This is a genomic window from Ruegeria sp. AM1, assembly GCF_056540745.1.
In genome coordinates this window covers 683368-701385 of sequence record NZ_JBQFXH010000001.1, presented here as the reverse complement: position 1 = coordinate 701385, position 18018 = coordinate 683368, and the positions used below count along the sequence as shown (strand labels likewise).

The window sequence follows — 18018 nt, the reverse complement described above, 5'->3', positions numbered from 1 at the left end:
GCCGGATCAGACCTTGTCTTTTTCAGAGTCGGGCGTGACGTCTTTGGCCAGCTCGGATGCGTCCTGCTCCAGCTCATCCGCGCCTTCTTTGACGCCCTTTTTGAATGATGTGATGCCCTTGCCAACCTCGCCCATCAGCGAGCTGATTTTACCGCGGCCAAACAGCACCAGCACCACAACGGCGATCAGCAGAAGACCGGGAAGACCGATATTGTTAAGCATGTCTCTTCTCCTTTTGCGTCGACGCCTGTCGCGCCGAAATCTCGAATTCGTCTTGTGTTTACGCGTCGCGACCCGCTCCAGAAAGGGATGCAGATCAATTTGGCACCAAAATTTGATCCGTCAGCGCATTTTATCAGGTCTCGCCTTTTCCAACTGACAGGTTTATGTCAGTTGGTAACGGCTAGGTCACCAGTATCGAAACCTAGTCAATGGAGAGACAAATGACTCACGTCGCTGAAATCGTAACCTTCAAGCTGGTCAATGGCACAACTGTGGAAGAGTTCGTGAAGCTGAGCCAAACCACCGAGAGCTTTGTGCGCAACGCCGCAGGCTTTACCCACCGCCAGCTCAGCCAGGGAGAGGACGGGCGCTGGACCGACTATGTCATCTGGCAGGACATGAAATCGGCCAAGGATGTGGCGGCGCAATTCCCGCAACAGGCGTTTGCACCTTCGCTGATGGCCGCCATTGACCCAGACAGCGTTCAGATACGCCACGAGTATGTATTATGGGATATGACCGCTTAAGGACGGTCAAGGCAGCGCGTCATGCGCCGCACTGATCGTCTGTTCGACATCATCCAGATCCTGCGCGACGGTAAACTGCACCGCGCGCAGGACATCGCGGACCGGCTGGAAGTGTCGGTCCGCACGATCTATCGCGACATGGACACGCTGGTCGCCTCGGGCGTCCCGGTCGAGGGCGAGCGCGGCGTCGGCTATATGGTGCGCGAGCAGATCACCCTGCCCCCGCTGAACCTGACCCCGGCTGAGCTGGAAGCCCTCAACCTTGGCATGGCGATCGTGGCCGAAGCGGCAGATCCTGACCTTAAGGCGGCGGCCGAAACGCTGGCCGAAAAGGTCGATGCCGTTCTGCCAACGCAGGTTGTGGCCGAGGCCGACAGCTGGAAATTCGCGGTTTACCCCTTTGCCGATGCGGCACGCGGGCTGGCGCATATGGCCCCGATCCGTGCCGCGATCAAATCCCGGCAAAAACTGCGCCTGTCTTACCGGCGTATCGATGGCGTATTGACCGACCGGTTCATCCGCCCGCTGCATATGGAATACTGGGGCCGCGTCTGGACCCTGACCGCCTGGTGCGAGCTGCGCGACGGGTTTCGCGTCTTTCGCATCGACCTAATCGAAATGGTAACACCAATGCCGGAAATCTTTGCCGATGAACCCGGGAAGCGGCTGAGTGACTATGACCCAACCGCCTGATCTTATTTGTCATTCAAACGTGAAGAACTGGCCCGAAACAGGCCAGCATCACTTCAGATACGGTTCAGGGTCCACAGACTCAAAGCCCTGGCGCACCTCGAAATGCACATAGGCATCGTTTCCACCACGCAACGCGGCAATCTTTTGCCCGCGACGCACGCGGTCGCCCTTCTTGACGGCGATATCCTGAACATTCGCATAAACGGTCAGCAGGTCATTGTTATGTTTGACGACAATGATCGGCACCTGATCGGCATCGGCGGTGATTGCCGCAACCGTCCCGGCCTCAGCCGCGTTCACGGCTGTACCAGGGGACGCGGCAATATCGATACCTTCGTTCTTACCCTTGTCATAGGTGCGCACGATCTTGCCCGCCACAGGCAGCGCCAGCGCCGCGCTGCTGGTGTTGGTGGGGGCCTCGGCGGTCACGTCCGGCGGGGGCGCAACGGGTTTTACCTCTTCTTCCGGCAAAGGTTGCGTCGCACTGGGCGGTGTCGGCGTGGGCGATCCCTCTCCGGGCTGCGTGGTCGCAGAGGTCCCGGTGGCAGTGGCTGCTGCTGTCTGGCGCGGCGCGGGCTGATCCTTGACCGGGATCAGCAGAAACTGACCCTCCCGCACGGCAAAATCCGAACCCAGACCATTCCATTCTGCCAGCGACTCGACGGGCACCTGATAGAGGCGCGAGATCGTATAGGCCGTCTCGCCGCGCTTGACCTTGTGCTGGATCGGTTCGGGACCCGAAGCCACGGGTGCAGGCGCAGGCTTGGCCGGCTCAAGTGTCGAGGTCTGCACGCCACCAGTCGCAGGCGCCTGATCAATGGCCGACCGGGCGATCGTCGCGATATCAACATTGCCCCCACCTGCGCCAACCGAGCGCGGCAAGGCCAGAACTTCACCATCCCGCAGCGGGTCATTGACCTGTAGGCCGTTATATCGCGCCAGTTCGGCCGGTGGCAGCCCAACGCGCGAGGCGACGTCGGTCACGCTGTCCCCCCCTCGGGCAACGGCGACCTGATAGGTCGGATAACTGATAACACCGCGCGCATCGGGTGCCGGGCGGTTTGCGGTGGCTGCCAACGCGGCGTCGGCTGTCGAAAACCCACCGACATTGCCACGCAAGTCATAATCTAATGGCCCATCGCACCCGGCAAGAAGCGCAAGCGCGGCAACACCGGTCGCACAGCGGCGCATGGCTGATCTGGAAACTGCTCTCATATCTCTGTCCTCAACACCTGCCCCTGTTTACCGGGGTTCCGGTGCCCAATTCGGAAACGTTCTTTACGCCTCATCCTTTCCCAGCCCCTCAAGCAGGGGCACGAAACGAACGGGCAACAATTCGTCATAGTCCAGACCGTCCTCGGTGCGCCGAACCCTGATCAGGGTCTGCACCGCATCCGACTGTCCTACGGGCAATACCATGATACCGCCGATTTTAAGCTGCGCCAAGAGCGGTCCGGGCGGGTCTTCTGCCGCAGCGGTCACAATAATGCGGTCAAACGGGGCCTGTTCGGGCAATCCAAAGGATCCGTCTGACAACATCGCCGTCACATTTGTCAGCCCCATCTCGCGAAACAGCTGTCCGGTTTCGCGCACCAGACGCTTGTGGCGCTCGACCGTATAGACGCGCCGCGCCAGTTTCGACAACACCGCCGCCTGATAGCCCGAGCCGGTGCCGACCTCCAACACCGTATCGCGCGGACTGACCTGCAGCGCCTGTGTCATCAGTCCCACGACCGAGGGCTGACTGATCGTCTGCCCGCAGGCGATGGGCAGCGGAGTATCCTCATAAGCGCGATCCGCAAACAACCCCTTGACGAATAAGCCCCTGTCAATCTGTTCCATCGCCGCCAAAACGCGCGCGTCGGTGACACCGCGCGAGCGCAAGGCGAATAGGAACTGCATGATGGTTTCAGGGCTTGATCCGGTCATTCGATTGCCTTCAGCGCGTCCAGAGCATCATACGCGGTCAAATCGGCCCGCATCGGCGTAACCGAAATGTAGCCTTCCAGGTTCACCGCCGCATCTGTTCCGGGCGCGGTGGGATTGTGCTGATAACCACCTTTGATCCACAAAAACCGCCGTCCCGAAGGCGAGCTGTGTGGCTCGACGCTGAAATGCGTGTCACGGCGATATCCCTGCGGTGCAACGCGCGTCCCCAGCACCTCATCCGCCGGAACGGGTGGGAAATTCACGTTGTAAAACAGGCGATAATCCGCCTCTTCCTCAGGCGTTGCAGCCAGAATGCGCCGCACCAGATCTACGCCATAGCGTGCTGCGGCCTCAAACGGATCATCCAGACCCAGATTGCGCGGGCCGAAATACTGTGACAGAGCGATAGCGGGAATACCTTGCAAGGCCGCCTCCATCGCGCCCCCGATCGTGCCGGAATAGAGCGTGTTTTCCGCCGAGTTATTGCCCCGATTCACCCCGGACAACACCAGATCAGGCGGCGCGTCCTTCATCACATCGTGCAACCCGGCCAGCACACAATCGGCAGGTGAGCCTTCGGCCGCAAACCGGCGCTCATCCAGCTTGGCCACCATCATGGGATGGGTATAGCTGATGCAATGCCCAACACCCGACTGTTCAAATGCCGGGGCAACCACCCAGACCTCACCATCGGGGCCGGCCAGTTCTGCGGCAATCGCCTCTAACACGATCAGCCCCGGCGCGTTGATGCCGTCGTCATTTGTCAGAAGAATTCGCATGATGCCCGCACTACCCCCACGTTTGGACCTTGATAGACGCGCCCCGGTTTTGCGGCAAGCGGACCGGGCCTACAATTTGCGGCATTCGCGCACCACTTGCGCGGAAACTGCGTCGGATGCGCTATCTGACCGGGAAAACAAAGCAGCGGTCGCGGCGAATTTTCAGCCACATGGCGCGCCCGGCCTGCGGAACAAAGACGTTTGGGACCGTCACTTTCAGGATCGACCCGTCATAATCCATCCGAAATTCCACAAGGCTTTCATTTCCCAAAAACCGCGCCCGCTCCACCACGCCGCGCGCTGCTGTGCCATCCGTTGGCGTTGGCGCAGGCCCTTTGCCGTTGCGGTCAAAGTCCAGCTTAACGTGCTGCGGCCGGAATACGATCTCGACATCCGTGCCATCGGGAACGCCCGGCGCCAGAAATTGCCCAAAGGACGTAGTTGCCAATGCACCATTCACAACTGAAGGTAAGATGTTCACATCGCTGAAAAAAGCGACAGCAGCCTTGTCGACCGGACGGGTATAGACATTGTATGGCGCGCCCTGCTGCACGATTTTGCCGCGCCGCATCAGGGCGATCTCATCCGCCATGCGCATCGCCTCTTCCGGCTCATGCGTCACCAGCAGCACCGCCGCGTCCTCTTCCTTGAGGATCGCGAGCGTTTCGTCGCGGATACCATCGCGCAACCGGTTATCCAGCCCCGAGAACGGCTCGTCCATCAGCATGATCCGGGGTCGCGGCGCCAACGCACGCGCCAAAGCGACGCGCTGTTGCTCGCCCCCTGACAGTTGATGCGGAAAACCGTCGATAAACCGCATCAGATCAACCTTCTGCAACAGCTCTTCGACCCGTGCTCGTTTTTCGTTTTTGCCGGTTCGCAGGCCAAAGGCCACATTATCGGCAACGCTTAGATGCGGAAACAGGGCAAAGTCCTGAAACATCAGGCCAATTTCGCGTCGCTCGGGCGGAACGCGAAAGACCGTGTCGCAAATCAGCTTGCCGTCCACATAAATCTCGCCCGAATCCTGCATCTCGACGCCCGCGATCATGCGCAGGGTCGTGGATTTGCCGCAGCCCGACGGCCCCAGCAGACAGGTCACCTGCCCGGCCTGAACGCTCAGCGAGACATCGTCCACGACTGTACGACCCTCAAACCGGCATACCATATTGCGGATTTCCAAACGCGGAGGCGCTGCGTCAACTGTCACTGATGGACCCCGTTCTTTTCCCGATAAATTCCATCGGGCTTAGCCGGGGATAACAATCCCGCCCCTCAGGCGCAAGACGTCAGCAACACCCGGCCGAGGCCGCCTCGCCCTCAGTCACAAATGGGCTGTCGCCGCCGCAACCCTCAAATATCCCGTAGTGGGTCGAGAAATCGCCGATGAAGTTGAAATGGCGCGCAAATCGGGTGTCCTGCAGCATCATCCAGGTGTTGCCGCAGACCGGGAACACTTTGCCTGTCTGAATGGCATGGTGGTCGTCCAGAACAAATTCATGCGGCGCATGGGGGATCGTGCCCTTATAGATCACCGCCTGACCGTAATCTTCGCAATCCGACTCCAACGCGGGCAGTTTGAACAGCCGGTAGGTGGCCGAAATGAAGCTGAGCGGCGCAACGCGCGCCTCAAGCAGCGGATTTTCGATGGTCAGCGGGCGATGGGTGACGCGACGCGGGTCGCCAAACCCGGCGGCGCGCGACAAGGTCAAAAAATCGTTCCAATACAGCGCACCTGACAGGCATTCCCCATACAGAACCTCATCCTCGGCCATCGCTTTGGGGATGCGCCGGTCTGCATAGACGTCCGAGAAATACATCTCGCCCCCGTCCTTCAGCAGCCGATGCGCCCCGCGCAGAACGGCAGCTTTGTCCGTAGCCAGATTGATCACACAGTTCGAGACGATGATATCAAACGACCCCGGCTCCAGCTCTAGTTCATCCAGCTTTTCGATGTAACCATGATGGAATTCCACGTTGCTGGCCGCATGGCCAAACGCCTTGGCGTGAAACTCCTGATGAGACCGCGCTACATCCAGCTGCGCAGGGGTCATATCCACGCCAACAACACGACCCTTTTCACCAACCATGGCGGACAGGGCATAAACGTCCCGCCCAGCCCCACAGCCCAGATCCAAGATGTGCATCCCCTCCAGATCCAGCGGCGCGATCAGCCCGCACCCATAGTAACGTGTCAGTACATCATCATGAATTTGCGACAGAATCTGTTTTACATGATCCGGCATCTCATCTGGCGTGCAGCAGGCATTTGTCTGCAAATCCGCGCTGCCCTGGAGAACTTCGCCATAGTAGTTTTGCACCGCCTCATGCTTCATCTCAGCTGTCCCTTTGTCATGATCTGAACAGCAGCTAAGCCAGCCCGGAATGGCGCGCAATCCGGGAGGGTTCGATCTGACGAAAGCGTGAAGCCGCGTGTCTAGGCGCGGTCCAGCAAATCGAAATCCACGCCGCCTCGGATGCGGCCATTCACCTGAATCTCAAGACGATGGGCACCGGGGATCAGCTTGAATGTCGTTGCATTGCCCTTGAGCTTGTGCCGCTTGGACAGCCGCAGCGATCCGTCCTTCAGCACCGCCTGTTTCAGCTTATGCACCTTGGGAGAGACTTTTCCGCCAGGCCGCTGAAAATGAACGATATAATCCACCAAAACAGGTTGATCAGCCCCGTCAATCGATACGTCAAACTCCAACGCACCATCGATGCGTGCCTCGCCGTCGAGCGTGATGGCCACCTCAAGCTTTGCATCCGGGTCATATCCCAACATCTTCATCGCAGCCGGATGGCCCGATTTCACGAGACCCCGCAGCGCATGAGAGGTCATCCACTGCAGCTCATCCGCATCCTGTTGGCCGGCCTTTTGCCACTCCTCAAGCTGCTCCAGAACCAGTTCCGGCTGCTTCTTAGTGATATCGTTCAGGTGATTGGCCACCGACCGTGTGACATAGCGCGTTTTGTCCTGATGCAGCGCATCCAGCAGCAGCATTGGATCAGCCAGTTCAAGCGCAACCGCCAGCCCCCAAGGCAAGCGCGGCCGTGTCCCTTCGCTGACCAATCTGCGCACGTGATAGCTGGAATGTTGGCACCACTTCTGCATCCGCGCCAGCACTTGCTCTTGATGTGTATTCAGGAAGGGACGGATCGCCCATTCCATCGAAAACCGCTGCGTTATCTCTTCAAGCACATCCAGCGCCAGATCGGGATGTTCCATCCCGACCGAAACCACCCATTCCCCAAGCGGCGCAAAGATGAAATCGCCGAAATCATCGTCTGTTTTGTTGGGGTCCAGCGGGGGCGGCAACGCCCGCAGGATCACCGGAGCAACCGCAGGCAGTTCGCCGGGCATGGCCTCTTGCAAACACGCGGCAATCCAGTTGATCCGATCTTTCAATTCCAGCTCGAGCAACTTGGACATCACCGCAGCCTCGAACGCCGGAGCATCGAACCCGGCATCAGCTGCGGCAAACAAGCCACTCAGATACTGCGTTTTTTCAGCGTTATAGAGCTGATCTTTCAGCGAAAAGCCTTGGCTCATAATCACATCGTCAGATTGGTACCGCCACCGTCCAGCAGGATATTCTGCCCGACAATGAAACCGGCATGTTGCGAACACAGGAACGCACAGGTCGCTCCAAACTCGGCACGCGTTCCATAGCGGCGCGCGGGGATCGTGGCAGCACGTTCGGCACGCGCGTCATCCATGGAAATCCCCTTTTGCGCAACAACACCGCTGTCCAGAGCATCTGCACGGTCGGTTGCATGAATGCCCGGCAACAGGTTGTTGATGGTCACGCCATGCGGCGCCACCTGCCGCGACGTACCGGCAACATATCCTGTCAGCCCTGTCCGCGCTGCATTCGACAGACCAAGCACGGCTATAGGCGCGCGTACGGATTGCGAGGTGATGTTGACCACCCGCCCCCAACCCTTATCCATCATGCCCGGCAGCAACGCTTTCATGAAGGCAATGGGCGTTAGCATATTAGCGTCCAGCGCTTTGATGAAATCATCCCGTTCCCAGTCCGACCACATTCCGGGCGGCGGACCACCCGCGTTGGTGACCAAAATATCTACGCCATCCGCAGCCTCAATCACCTGTGCCTGACCGTCCTGAGTGGTCACATCACATGCAACCGTCTGAACCTGAACGCCATGCTCGGAACGAATACGGTCTGCCTCTGCCTCCAGAGCGTCAGCACCGCGTGCATTCATAACCAGATCCACACCCGCAGCGGCCAGCGCTTCGGCACAGCCCAAACCCAGCCCCTTGCTACTGGCACAGACCAGCGCGCGTTTTCCGTGAATTCCAAGATCCATCTGACCCTCCTTGTCGGTTGTTGCAAAATGTCTAGCACCGGCCCGGCAAAGAAGACTAGATGGCCCTTATGCGTTAATAGAAAAACTCTTCGCGAACGATCTTGCCATCCGCAACGTGATAAACGCCAACCTCTTTCATATCAAAGGCTTCGCCGCTCTCTTTGACCTTGCCTTGGACCTCAAAAATCACGGCAAACCGGTCATCGCCATGCGGGAAGGGCTCGCTCACCGACGCGCCAGACACGTCATGCGCGCCCTCCCACCATTCATGTTTGCCTCGGATCGCATCCAGGCCGTGGGTTTCACGCCCCATGCCCATTGTATCAGCGCCCTCAACAGAGACTGCGTTTGCCGCATAGAGCTTATCCAAATTCTCTTTGGCGCGCCCCTCACGACATCCCGCCACCAGTTCTTGTGCAATTTCTTTCAAATTCATTGTTCCACTCCACTATATGTTCGCTATTTGTTCTTATTGCCACGACCCTGCGATTCGAACCACCCCCTTTGTCTTGCCTCGGCAGGATTCCCCGCCTATACGCCGCAATATGCTTGATACCGCCTCGAACCAACCCACCCTGCCGCCCGAGATCGCGCGGCGCCGGACATTCGCCATCATCTCGCACCCGGATGCGGGCAAGACGACGCTGACTGAAAAGTTCCTGCTGTATGGGGGTGCGATCCAGATGGCCGGTCAGGTGCGGGCCAAGGGTGAGGCACGGCGCACGCGGTCGGATTTCATGCAAATGGAAAAGGATCGCGGGATCTCGGTCTCGGCCTCGGCGATGTCCTTTGACTACGGAAACTTCCGTTTCAATCTAGTGGATACACCCGGCCACAGCGATTTCTCGGAAGATACCTATCGGACGCTCACCGCCGTAGACGCCGCTGTGATGGTGATCGACGGCGCCAAAGGTGTTGAAAGCCAGACGCAGAAACTGTTCGAAGTCTGCCGCCTGCGCGATCTGCCGATCCTGACCTTCTGTAACAAGATGGACCGCGAAAGCCGCGATACGTTCGAAATCATTGACGAAATTCAGGAAATGCTGGCCATCGACGTCACGCCCGCCGCATGGCCGATTGGCGTGGGTCGTGACTTCATCGGCTGCTATGACATGCTGCGCGACCGGCTGGAGTTGATGGACCGCGCCGACCGGAACAAGGTGGCCGAAAGCATCCAGATCAACGGGCTGGACGACCCGAAATTGGCCGAACATGTGCCCGCCGACCTGCTGGACAAGCTGTTGGAAGAGGTCGAGATGGCGCGCGAGCTGCTGCCCAAGCTCGACCCACAGGCCGTGCTTGAGGGGCATATGACCCCGATCTGGTTCGGCTCGGCGATTAACTCATTTGGTGTCAAAGAGCTGATGGAAGGCATCGGCGCCTACGGCCCGCAGCCGCAGATCCAGTCCGCCGAACCCCGCCAGATCGCACCGGATGAGAAAAAGGTCGCCGGGTTTGTCTTTAAGGTGCAGGCCAACATGGACCCCAAGCACCGCGACCGCGTTGCCTTTGTTCGCATGGCCTCGGGCCATTTTAAACGCGGCATGAAACTGACCCATGTGCGGTCGAAAAAGCCGATGGCGATTTCCAACCCGGTCCTTTTCCTCGCCTCTGACCGCGAACTGGCAGAAGAGGCCTGGGCCGGTGACATCATCGGCATCCCCAATCACGGCCAACTCCGCATCGGTGACACGTTGACCGAGGGCGAAGCGATCCGCGTGACCGGCATCCCCTCTTTCGCGCCGGAGCTGCTACAGACCGTGCGCCCCGGCGACCCGATGAAGGCCAAGCATCTGGAAAAGGCCCTGATGCAATTCGCCGAAGAAGGCGCCGCCAAGGTGTTCAAACCCTCGATCGGCTCGGGCTTTATCGTGGGTGTTGTCGGCGCGCTGCAATTCGAAGTACTCGCCAGCCGGATTGAGATGGAATACGGCCTGCCCGTACGGTTCGAGGCGTCGCAATTCACCTCAGCCCGCTGGGTCAGCGGTGACAAGCCCGAGGTCGAGAAATTCGTCAACGCCAACAAACAGCATATCGCGCATGATCATGATGGCGACATCGTCTATCTGACGCGCCTGCAATGGGATATCGACCGCGTGGTGCGCGACTATCCGGCACTGACCCTGACCGCGACCAAGGAAATGATGACGTGACACAGCCACGCCCCGTTTCGGAGATCACGATGTGAGATGGGGCGTCGTCTCAACCGTCCGCGGCAGCACTGCTGAGATTTTGCGCTTTGTCGCCTATCATCTCGATCTTGGGGCAGATCGGCTGCACATCTTTCTGGATGAACCCAGCCCAGACGCTTTTGCAGCGTTGCAGGATCACCCACGGGTGCAGGTCTGGAATTGCGATGAAGACTACTGGACGCTCACGCGCAAACGCGAAAAGCCCGAGCAACACCAGCTGCGCCAGACGGCAAACGCGTCTTTCACCTACAGGCGCACCGATCTGGATTGGCTGGTCCATATCGACATCGATGAATTTCTCTGGCCTCAGCAGCCCATTGCTGACCTGCTTGCGGCCGTCCCTGCCGACATCCCGGTGGCCCGCGTGCGCCCGATCGAGGCGCTGGCCTGCGGCGATGACCTCTATAAGGCGTTCATCCCAACAGGCCCCGAGCGTGACGCGCTGGTTCAGACCCTCTTTCCCACATATGGCGCCTTTGTTCTGGGCGGGTTTTTCAGCCATGTGCAGGGCAAGATCTTTGTGCGAACGGGGCTGAATAAGATCAACTACCGTATCCACAACCTCTTCCAGAACGGGGAACCGGTGCGCGAACATGTCAAACTGGATCAGATTGACCTCTGCCACCGCCACGCCCCCGACTGGGAGCATTGGCTGGCACATTACCGGTTTCGCATGACGCGTGGGTCCTACAAACCCGGTATGTCGCCCAATGTCCCACGCGAGTTGGGCGGCCTGAACAAACACGACCTGTTCAGCTGGATCGAGGAAGAAAGCGGCGAAGACGGCCTGCGCGCCTTCTTTGACGAACTCAGCGGCGCAGACCCGGATGTGCTGGCGCGATTGAAGGCACACGACCTGATCCGGCACCGACCGTTGAATCTGGATCAGAAGTTGCAGAAACACTTTCCGCAAAGCCTCTGAATTGTTGCGCAAATTCTGTTATGTGGCAAACCCGGCACAAGATATGGGTCCCGGCATTTGACCCCGCCCCACGTTTTTGTTATGTCCCCGCCCAAGCCGAAATGCGCTGCATGCGCGTGGCCATCCGGGCCCGGCACATTTTCGACGCGCGGGCCAGGTCAAATGTCCGCAAAAACCGGACATACATGACAAAGTTTAGCGAACTGAACCTGAACCCGAAGGTCCTCAAAGCCATTGAGGAAGCCGGGTATGAGACCCCCACTCCGATCCAGGAAGGCGCGATTCCACCTGCGCTGGAAGGGCGCGATGTCCTTGGGATCGCCCAGACCGGCACCGGCAAAACCGCCAGTTTTACGCTGCCGATGATCACACTGCTGGCGCGTGGCCGTGCCCGTGCGCGCATGCCGCGCTCGCTGGTGCTGTGCCCAACGCGGGAACTGGCCGCGCAGGTGGCTGAGAATTTCGACACCTATGCAAAAAACGTAAAGCTGACCAAAGCGCTGCTGATCGGCGGTGTCAGCTTCAAGGAACAAGATGCGCTGATCGACCGGGGCGTAGACGTTTTGATCGCAACACCGGGCCGTCTGCTGGACCATTTCGAACGCGGCAAACTGCTGCTGACCGGCGTGCAGATCATGGTGGTGGATGAGGCTGACCGGATGCTGGATATGGGTTTCATCCCTGATATCGAACGCATCTTCTCGCTGACTCCGTTCACACGCCAGACGCTGTTCTTCTCGGCCACCATGGCGTCCGAGATCGAGCGCATCACCGACACGTTCCTGTCCGCCCCGGCCCGGATCGAGGTTGCCCGCCAGGCCACCGCGTCTGAGACCATCGAACAGGGTGTCGTCATGTTCAAAGGCGGTCGCCGCGACCGCGAGGCCAGCGCCAAGCGCAAGGTTCTGCGCGCGCTGATTGATGGCGAAGGTGAGAAATGCACCAACGCGATCATCTTCTGCAACCGCAAGACGGATGTGGATATCTGCGCAAAGTCGCTGAAGAAATACGGATATAACGCCGCCGCCATCCATGGTGATCTGGATCAGTCGCAGCGGATGAAAACGCTGGACGGGTTCCGCGATGGATCGCTGCGCCTGCTGGTGGCCTCAGATGTGGCCGCGCGGGGTTTGGATATTCCTTCCGTCAGCCATGTGTTCAACTTCGACGTCCCCGGCCACGCCGAGGACTACGTCCACCGTATCGGCCGCACCGGTCGCGCAGGGCGCGAGGGCAAGGCGGTTACGATCTGCTCGGGCCGCGATGAAAAGGCTTTGGATGCGATTGAAAAGTTGATCCAGAAAGAAATTCCGCGCCTCGACAACCCGGTCAAGGACGAGCCTAAAGCTGACACTTCAAAGCCCGAGAAGAAAACCAGATCTTCCGATGCCAAGAAAAGCGATACCCGCAAAGAGCGCGAGTCCAAGGGCCGCGGTCGGGGCCGCAAAGACGATGGCGGCCCGGCGGTGGTTGGCATGGGCGATCATCTGCCCAGCTTTATCGCGCTCAGCTTTGATGAGCGCCGCACTGGCTAGGTCGTTTGCGTTTGATTTGCATTGAAATATGCTGCCGCTCCCTACGGGCGCACGCGCATTTCGATTATGTCCCCTTGGATAAACGCAAAGCACCTTAAATCGCCAGCACAAGCGCCAGAATTGAGACACCTAACAACGTCATCCCGGCGACTTCTCGCCGGGTGATGGTCTCGCGGAAGAACAGGATCGATGCCATCAGGCTAAAGATCAGTTCCACCTGCCCCAGCGCTTTGACATAGGCTGCGTTCTGCAGCGTGAAGGCCAGAAACCAGCAAAACGACCCGCCAAGGCTAGTCAGGCCGACAAAGACCCCGGTGCTGCGGGTTTGCCATACTGCGCGCAGCTCGGCCCGGTCGCGCCAGAGCAGCCACAACCCCATGCTAATGAACTGAAACGTCACCACGGCGGCAAGCGTGATCAGCGCTCGGAACCAGGCGTCAAGCTCGGACAGCTGCAGCGACGCGCCGCGATAGCTGACCGCCGAAAAGGCAAACAAAATACCCGACCCCAGCCCCAGCTGTGAGGCTCGGTTTGTCAAATGTTTCCACCACGATCCACCCCCGCCCGGCGTCTTGGAAAGCAGCAATACCGCCAGCAGCCCAAGCAGAATGGCCATCAGCGCGCCGGTTGAAACCTCGTCCCCCAACAGGATGAACCCGACGATGGCGGTCTGGATCACTTCGGTTTTCTTGAACGTTATGCCAACCGCAAAGTTGCGTTGTTTGAATAAGGCGACAACGCAGATGGTCGCAAGGATCTGCGCGGTCCCGCCAATGGCCACAAACGTCCAGAATTTAACACTCAACGGCGGCACCGACATCCCGGTGAACTGCAGGGCTATGAACAGCCCGATCAGCACAAGGGGGAACGAATAGGCAAAGCGCGCAAAGGTGGCCCCTGCGGCCGACAGCTTGGCGCTGCTCAATGATTTTTGCAGCATGAACCGTACGGTCTGAATCGTCGCGGCTGCAATTGTGACGGGAATCCATAAACTCATGAATTCCCTTGTGTCTTCAAATCACTGGTTTGGCCAGAGTGGATGTGGCACCGGATCTTTAGCGCGCCAGAAATAGCGGCGAAAAATCTCGGCATAGGACCGATAGACATAGGCTTCGTTACAGGCCAGATACCTGTCCTTTCCCGCCCGGTACAACGCCGGCAACCGGTACCACGGTGCGGTCGGATTCAGGTGATGCACAACATGCAGGTTGTTGTTCAGAAACAGAAACGCTAGTGGCCCCCGATCTTCGATGATGACCGTCCGGGCGCGCGATTTCTCATGCGCGCGGTGTTCTAGGAAAGTGCGGATCTTCAGCAGCGCCAGCCCGATATAAGCCGACAGGACAAAGGCCCAGACCGGCATGGATGACAGCGATATCATCCACAGAACCGCGACAACGCCGGGCAAATGCAGCGCCCACGCTAACAGGATCGCACGGTCACCACGCAAAGCTCCCTGAAAATCGTCCCGCATAAATGCGATCTGACCAATCGCCGGGCCCAGCACCATCCGCCCCAGCAAAGTGTTGTTGAGTGCAAAGATACCCTTTTTCCAACCCGGCAGCGCCGACCAGACGGCTGGATCAAGATAGTTGCTTTCTGGATCGTCATAGGGATCAGTCAGGTTCGAATCCTGATGATGTGCCAGATGTAGGTCCCGGAATCGGTTGAACGGAATGAACAGGGTCAGTGGCAGCGCCATCAACGCCTCATTCGACCACTGCGCACGAAACGGATGCCCATGCAGCGCCTCATGCGTCAGCGAGGAATGCAACCCCGCCACCAGCCCCATCGCCGGGATGGCCAGCCATATCGAAAACGCTGCAAGCCAGAAGACAACGACCAGCCAAGCGGAATAACACGCCACGATCAGAATGAATGTGCCCCATTCAGGTGTTTCGGGTGTTGCGCGGTCAGGCATTACGCCCCCACCGGATTCCCGCCCAAACGCGTTCGTAAATCACATACATCGTCAGACCGATGGCTGTATTAACTACCGCAAGTGTACCCCCCAAGGCGGCCGAGCCGGTTGCCAGCAGGCCAACAACCGTCATCATGGCCAAGCCGATCGCATTCCAAATAACTGCCTTCACGACAGATCTTCGTCGCGTCTCCATTCCGGACCCCTTTTTTATTGTTCTCACAAAATCGTTACAGATCGGGCCACATGATGAGAATTCTGAATATGATTAACAAAATTAATCAATTATGATATTTATAAGCATATGACCGATAAAATCGACAAAAGAGACCGCGCTGAGCAATTCCGTCTGCGTTTGGCCCGCGCGATGGAAGAGCGTGATGTCACCCAAAGCGGCCTAGCGCGTAGTATCGGGGTCGACCGGTCCACCGTATCGCAGTTGCTAACGGGCGCAGGCGCGCGCCTGCCCAATGCGCATGTTGTCGGCAGTTGTGCGTCTGTGCTTGGCGTGTCAGCTGATTGGTTGCTCAGCCTCTCCGACAGACCGGAAAGCGCCGCCGAACTGCTGGCCAGCTCACTCACGATGGCCGAGGCACCGCGCGCACTGGTGGATGAGCGTATTTTCGAATGGCACCAACAGGCTGCGGGTTACAAAATTCGATATGTTCCCGCCACTTTGCCCGACATGTTGAAAACCCGTTCGGTTCTGGAATGGGAATACGCGCCGCATCTGGGACGCACCGCGGATCAGGCAATCGGGGCTTCTGAGGATCGCCTGACATGGATGCGCAGCGCCCAGTCAGACTATGAAATTGCGATGCCGCTATACGAGATTTACAGCTTTGTTCATGCCACCGGGTATTATCACGGTCTGCCATTGGAGGTTCGTTTAGAGCAAATCGACCATCTTCTGGGCCTATGCGAACAGCTTTATCCCCGGCTGCGCATATATCTGTTCGATGCCAAACGCCTGTATTCAGCACCGCTAACAATATTCGGGCCTTTGCTCTGCGTGTTTTATGTCGGCAGCCAATATATGGCCTTCCGCGACCGTGACCGGATCGAGGTTTTTACGCGTCATTTCGACACCTTAGTACGCGAAGCTGATATGACTGCACGCAACTTCCCCGACCATCTAAACGCGCTTCGATCGGCAACTACCAGCGCGAAATCCTGATTGCCCGAAAGGTGATCAGTGCCAAGGCGCTCTACCTGTAGTATAGTGGCCGGGCGCGAACCTTCGGGCATTCCGACCAGAAACGGAGGATGACAGACATGGACGCATTACAAACCGCTCAATATGCACGTGCCCTGTATTCAGCACATGGCGATCAGGCCGAGGCCGAAGCAGCCAGAAAGATGCGCGAATGCAAAGCCGCTGGTGAGACTCTGCAAGCGCAGAACTGGCAAGCCGTCCGACAGACCATTCGCCAGATTCGCGGCCCAAATCAGGGCTGACCCGCCGCATAGCAACGCAGATTTCCCCGAAAGCTCACAAGGGCTTTCGAATACCCGCCCCTGCACCTTCAGGATAGGGCAGCCCAGCCTGCGCCTCAGCGATGCGTGCCATCGCCGCCTCTATCTCGGGCGACGGTGCGCTGGGGCGACGGGTCTCAAGGCTGACATGCAGTAAAAAACTCTCTCCCGTCGCCAAGAGTGTATCGCCAGCATACATGCTGTGGAAGACGTGCAGCTTCTTACCGGCGCCCAGCAACATCTGCGTGCGCACATCAATCTTCACGCCCGCATGGACCTCGTTCATATACCGGATGTGGTTTTCAGCGGTGAAATAGCTGCCACCCGAGGCGATATAATCGGCATCGCAGCCGATAATCTCCATGAACCGGTCGGTGGCCGCGGCAAAGGCCTCCAGATACTTCGCCTCGTTCATGTGGCCGTTGTAATCGGTCCAGTCCAGCGGCACCGCACGCGACAAGGTCAGGATCGGCTGGCTCAGATCGGCCTGATCCAGCGTCGGCAATGCGCCGGGTTTCAGTAGCACGTCATGCTGGTTCAGCACCGCGCCTGCCCCATAGTTCTGCGCCTTAAGCGCGCGCATCATGCCAACCAGATTGTTGTCTCGGATACGCTCCAACTCTCGGATCGAGTGCATACCCGATTGCGCATCCGATTGGTCAGCGATCAAATCCACCAATTCGTCGGTAAACTCGGGCACATCCATCAGCTTGGTCCAGGGCCATTTCAGGGCCGGGCCAAACTGTGCCATGAAATGCCGCATTCCGGCCTCACCGCCCGCCACACGGTAGGTCTCGAACAGACCCATCTGCGCCCAGCGAATGCCAAAGCCCATGCGGATGGCCTCGTCGATTTCTTCGGTTGTTGCGATGCCATCTTTGACCAGCCACAGTGCCTCGCGCCAGACGGCCTCAAGAAACCGGTCCGCGATATGCGCATCTATTTCTTTTTTGATGTGCAAAGGGAAGAAACCAACCGATTTCAGCAACTCTTGCGCGCGCTCCACCATCTCAGGCGGATTGCTGTCTGTTGGCACCAACTCGATCAGCGGCAGCAGATAAACCGGATTAAACGGATGCGTCACCACGATCTGTTCGGGTCGCAATGCACCCTCTTGCAGTTCGGATGGCTTGAACCCACTGGTTGACGACCCGATGATGGCCTCAGGGTCACAAAATTCCTGCAACCCGTTGTAAACTTTCAACTTCAGATCTAGGCGCTCTGGCACACTCTCCTGTATCCAGATCGCGCCCTGCACGGCCTCGCCCATGGTGTCATGGAACGACAACGCCCCCTCCGGCGGCAAAGGCACATCGTTCAACCCAGGCAAGGACCGCCGCGCATTGTCCAACACCTCGCCAATTTTGCGCTCTGCCTCAGGGTCCGGGTCAAAAACCCGCACGTCCCAGCCATTCAACAAGAACCGCGCGGCCCAACCGCCGCCAATGACACCGCCACCGATGATTGCCGCTGTTTTCATGATCCCT

The 18018-nt window shown here is 58.6% G+C and carries 20 protein-coding genes; 7 read left to right on the top strand and 13 right to left on the bottom strand.

Going from position 1 to position 18018, the window contains the following annotated elements; all coding sequences use genetic code 11:
* Positions 1 to 6: 6 nt before the first annotated feature.
* Positions 7 to 222: a twin-arginine translocase TatA/TatE family subunit gene (locus tag ACR0I7_RS03520; RefSeq protein WP_480508474.1), complete on the bottom strand. Its 216-nt coding sequence runs from the start codon at positions 220 to 222 to the stop codon at positions 7 to 9.
* Between the two features lie 221 nt (positions 223 to 443).
* Between ACR0I7_RS03520 and ACR0I7_RS03515 the strand changes: the two genes are divergently transcribed.
* Both ACR0I7_RS03515 and ACR0I7_RS03510 read left to right on the top strand, forming a co-directional pair.
* Positions 444 to 749 (top strand): hypothetical protein, encoded by a 306-nt coding sequence (locus ACR0I7_RS03515; RefSeq protein WP_480508472.1) that lies wholly within the window; start codon positions 444 to 446, stop codon positions 747 to 749.
* Positions 750 to 770: 21 nt separating this feature from the next.
* Complete coding sequence (locus tag ACR0I7_RS03510; RefSeq protein ID WP_480508471.1) at positions 771 to 1442, top strand: helix-turn-helix transcriptional regulator; 672 nt, start codon at positions 771 to 773, stop codon at positions 1440 to 1442.
* 48 nt (positions 1443 to 1490) lie between these two features.
* Here ACR0I7_RS03510 and ACR0I7_RS03505 read toward each other — a convergent pair whose 3' ends face one another.
* The 8 genes from ACR0I7_RS03505 to ACR0I7_RS03470 all read right to left on the bottom strand — a co-directional run bounded on the left by ACR0I7_RS03505 (position 1491) and on the right by ACR0I7_RS03470 (position 8921).
* A complete protein-coding gene (locus ACR0I7_RS03505; protein ID WP_480508469.1) occupies positions 1491 to 2657 on the bottom strand; it encodes a peptidoglycan DD-metalloendopeptidase family protein in 1167 nt (388 codons plus the stop codon).
* Between the two features lie 63 nt (positions 2658 to 2720).
* Complete coding sequence (locus ACR0I7_RS03500) at positions 2721 to 3371, bottom strand: protein-L-isoaspartate(D-aspartate) O-methyltransferase (RefSeq protein WP_480508467.1); 651 nt, start codon at positions 3369 to 3371, stop codon at positions 2721 to 2723.
* Positions 3368 to 4150, bottom strand: a complete 783-nt coding sequence (surE, locus tag ACR0I7_RS03495) for a 5'/3'-nucleotidase SurE (protein ID WP_480508465.1) — start codon at positions 4148 to 4150, stop codon at positions 3368 to 3370. Before surE ends, ACR0I7_RS03500 begins: the two co-directional genes overlap by 4 nt.
* Before the next feature lie 121 nt (positions 4151 to 4271).
* Positions 4272 to 5318: an ABC transporter ATP-binding protein gene (locus ACR0I7_RS03490; RefSeq protein ID WP_480509703.1), complete on the bottom strand. Its 1047-nt coding sequence runs from the start codon at positions 5316 to 5318 to the stop codon at positions 4272 to 4274.
* Between the two features lie 121 nt (positions 5319 to 5439).
* On the bottom strand, positions 5440 to 6486 hold the full coding sequence (locus ACR0I7_RS03485) for a methyltransferase domain-containing protein (protein WP_480508463.1): 1047 nt from the start codon (positions 6484 to 6486) through the stop codon (positions 5440 to 5442).
* A gap of 101 nt (positions 6487 to 6587) precedes the next feature.
* Entirely contained in the window at positions 6588 to 7703 is a 1116-nt protein-coding gene (locus ACR0I7_RS03480; RefSeq protein WP_480508462.1) for a hypothetical protein, read from the bottom strand.
* A 2-nt stretch (positions 7704 to 7705) separates the two neighbouring features.
* Complete coding sequence (locus ACR0I7_RS03475; protein WP_480508460.1) at positions 7706 to 8485, bottom strand: SDR family oxidoreductase; 780 nt, start codon at positions 8483 to 8485, stop codon at positions 7706 to 7708.
* A 73-nt stretch (positions 8486 to 8558) separates the two neighbouring features.
* The gene (locus ACR0I7_RS03470; RefSeq protein WP_480508458.1) at positions 8559 to 8921 is read right to left on the bottom strand and encodes a SnoaL-like domain-containing protein; all 363 of its coding nucleotides are present in this window, start codon (positions 8919 to 8921) and stop codon (positions 8559 to 8561) included.
* 109 nt (positions 8922 to 9030) lie between these two features.
* Between ACR0I7_RS03470 and ACR0I7_RS03465 the strand changes: the two genes are divergently transcribed.
* The 3 genes from ACR0I7_RS03465 to ACR0I7_RS03455 all read left to right on the top strand — a co-directional run bounded on the left by ACR0I7_RS03465 (position 9031) and on the right by ACR0I7_RS03455 (position 13134).
* A complete protein-coding gene (locus ACR0I7_RS03465; protein WP_480508456.1) occupies positions 9031 to 10638 on the top strand; it encodes a peptide chain release factor 3 in 1608 nt (535 codons plus the stop codon).
* A gap of 31 nt (positions 10639 to 10669) precedes the next feature.
* Positions 10670 to 11599, top strand: coding sequence for a glycosyltransferase family 2 protein (locus ACR0I7_RS03460; protein WP_480508454.1), 930 nt, complete (start codon positions 10670 to 10672; stop codon positions 11597 to 11599).
* Positions 11600 to 11784: 185 nt separating this feature from the next.
* On the top strand, positions 11785 to 13134 hold the full coding sequence (locus ACR0I7_RS03455; RefSeq protein ID WP_480508452.1) for a DEAD/DEAH box helicase: 1350 nt from the start codon (positions 11785 to 11787) through the stop codon (positions 13132 to 13134).
* 94 nt (positions 13135 to 13228) lie between these two features.
* Here ACR0I7_RS03455 and ACR0I7_RS03450 read toward each other — a convergent pair whose 3' ends face one another.
* From ACR0I7_RS03450 to ACR0I7_RS03440, 3 genes are read right to left on the bottom strand one after another with little or no spacing between them, the layout of a single operon-like run.
* Positions 13229 to 14131, bottom strand: coding sequence for an EamA family transporter (locus tag ACR0I7_RS03450; RefSeq protein ID WP_480508450.1), 903 nt, complete (start codon positions 14129 to 14131; stop codon positions 13229 to 13231).
* A 21-nt stretch (positions 14132 to 14152) separates the two neighbouring features.
* The gene (locus ACR0I7_RS03445) at positions 14153 to 15055 is read right to left on the bottom strand and encodes a fatty acid desaturase (RefSeq protein ID WP_480508449.1); all 903 of its coding nucleotides are present in this window, start codon (positions 15053 to 15055) and stop codon (positions 14153 to 14155) included.
* Positions 15048 to 15251 carry a DUF2061 domain-containing protein gene (locus tag ACR0I7_RS03440; RefSeq protein ID WP_480508447.1) on the bottom strand — a complete coding sequence of 68 codons (204 nt, stop codon included), beginning with the start codon at positions 15249 to 15251 and terminating at the stop codon, positions 15048 to 15050. The genes ACR0I7_RS03445 and ACR0I7_RS03440 overlap by 8 nt, the downstream gene beginning before the upstream one ends.
* A 108-nt stretch (positions 15252 to 15359) precedes the next feature.
* Here ACR0I7_RS03440 and ACR0I7_RS03435 point away from each other — a divergent pair, with 108 nt between their 5' ends.
* Together ACR0I7_RS03435 and ACR0I7_RS03430 are read left to right on the top strand one after the other, a co-directional pair.
* Positions 15360 to 16232, top strand: a complete 873-nt coding sequence (locus ACR0I7_RS03435; RefSeq protein ID WP_480508445.1) for a helix-turn-helix domain-containing protein — start codon at positions 15360 to 15362, stop codon at positions 16230 to 16232.
* A gap of 98 nt (positions 16233 to 16330) precedes the next feature.
* Positions 16331 to 16513: a hypothetical protein gene (locus tag ACR0I7_RS03430; RefSeq protein WP_480508443.1), complete on the top strand. Its 183-nt coding sequence runs from the start codon at positions 16331 to 16333 to the stop codon at positions 16511 to 16513.
* A 34-nt stretch (positions 16514 to 16547) separates the two neighbouring features.
* Here ACR0I7_RS03430 and ACR0I7_RS03425 read toward each other — a convergent pair whose 3' ends face one another.
* Positions 16548 to 18014: a carnitine 3-dehydrogenase gene (locus ACR0I7_RS03425; protein ID WP_480509701.1), complete on the bottom strand. Its 1467-nt coding sequence runs from the start codon at positions 18012 to 18014 to the stop codon at positions 16548 to 16550.
* Positions 18015 to 18018 lie beyond the last annotated feature (4 nt).

Excerpts from the sequence above, each read along its gene's own strand:
- ACR0I7_RS03520 (WP_480508474.1), bottom strand. The coding sequence starts at position 222 with ATGCTTAACAATATCGGTCTTCCCGGTCTTCTGCTGATCGCCGTTGTG.
- ACR0I7_RS03515 (WP_480508472.1), top strand. The coding sequence starts at position 444 with ATGACTCACGTCGCTGAAATCGTAACCTTCAAGCTGGTCAATGGCACA.
- ACR0I7_RS03510 (WP_480508471.1), top strand. The coding sequence starts at position 771 with ATGCGCCGCACTGATCGTCTGTTCGACATCATCCAGATCCTGCGCGAC.
- ACR0I7_RS03505 (WP_480508469.1), bottom strand. The coding sequence starts at position 2,657 with ATGAGAGCAGTTTCCAGATCAGCCATGCGCCGCTGTGCGACCGGTGTT.
- ACR0I7_RS03500 (WP_480508467.1), bottom strand. The coding sequence starts at position 3,371 with ATGACCGGATCAAGCCCTGAAACCATCATGCAGTTCCTATTCGCCTTG.
- surE (WP_480508465.1), bottom strand. The coding sequence starts at position 4,150 with ATGCGAATTCTTCTGACAAATGACGACGGCATCAACGCGCCGGGGCTG.
- ACR0I7_RS03490 (WP_480509703.1), bottom strand. The coding sequence starts at position 5,318 with ATGGTATGCCGGTTTGAGGGTCGTACAGTCGTGGACGATGTCTCGCTG.
- ACR0I7_RS03485 (WP_480508463.1), bottom strand. The coding sequence starts at position 6,486 with ATGAAGCATGAGGCGGTGCAAAACTACTATGGCGAAGTTCTCCAGGGC.
- ACR0I7_RS03480 (WP_480508462.1), bottom strand. The coding sequence starts at position 7,703 with ATGAGCCAAGGCTTTTCGCTGAAAGATCAGCTCTATAACGCTGAAAAA.
- ACR0I7_RS03475 (WP_480508460.1), bottom strand. The coding sequence starts at position 8,485 with ATGGATCTTGGAATTCACGGAAAACGCGCGCTGGTCTGTGCCAGTAGC.
- ACR0I7_RS03470 (WP_480508458.1), bottom strand. The coding sequence starts at position 8,921 with ATGAATTTGAAAGAAATTGCACAAGAACTGGTGGCGGGATGTCGTGAG.
- ACR0I7_RS03465 (WP_480508456.1), top strand. The coding sequence starts at position 9,031 with ATGCTTGATACCGCCTCGAACCAACCCACCCTGCCGCCCGAGATCGCG.
- ACR0I7_RS03455 (WP_480508452.1), top strand. The coding sequence starts at position 11,785 with ATGACAAAGTTTAGCGAACTGAACCTGAACCCGAAGGTCCTCAAAGCC.
- ACR0I7_RS03450 (WP_480508450.1), bottom strand. The coding sequence starts at position 14,131 with ATGAGTTTATGGATTCCCGTCACAATTGCAGCCGCGACGATTCAGACC.
- ACR0I7_RS03445 (WP_480508449.1), bottom strand. The coding sequence starts at position 15,055 with ATGCCTGACCGCGCAACACCCGAAACACCTGAATGGGGCACATTCATT.
- ACR0I7_RS03440 (WP_480508447.1), bottom strand. The coding sequence starts at position 15,251 with ATGGAGACGCGACGAAGATCTGTCGTGAAGGCAGTTATTTGGAATGCG.
- ACR0I7_RS03435 (WP_480508445.1), top strand. The coding sequence starts at position 15,360 with ATGACCGATAAAATCGACAAAAGAGACCGCGCTGAGCAATTCCGTCTG.
- ACR0I7_RS03430 (WP_480508443.1), top strand. The coding sequence starts at position 16,331 with ATGGACGCATTACAAACCGCTCAATATGCACGTGCCCTGTATTCAGCA.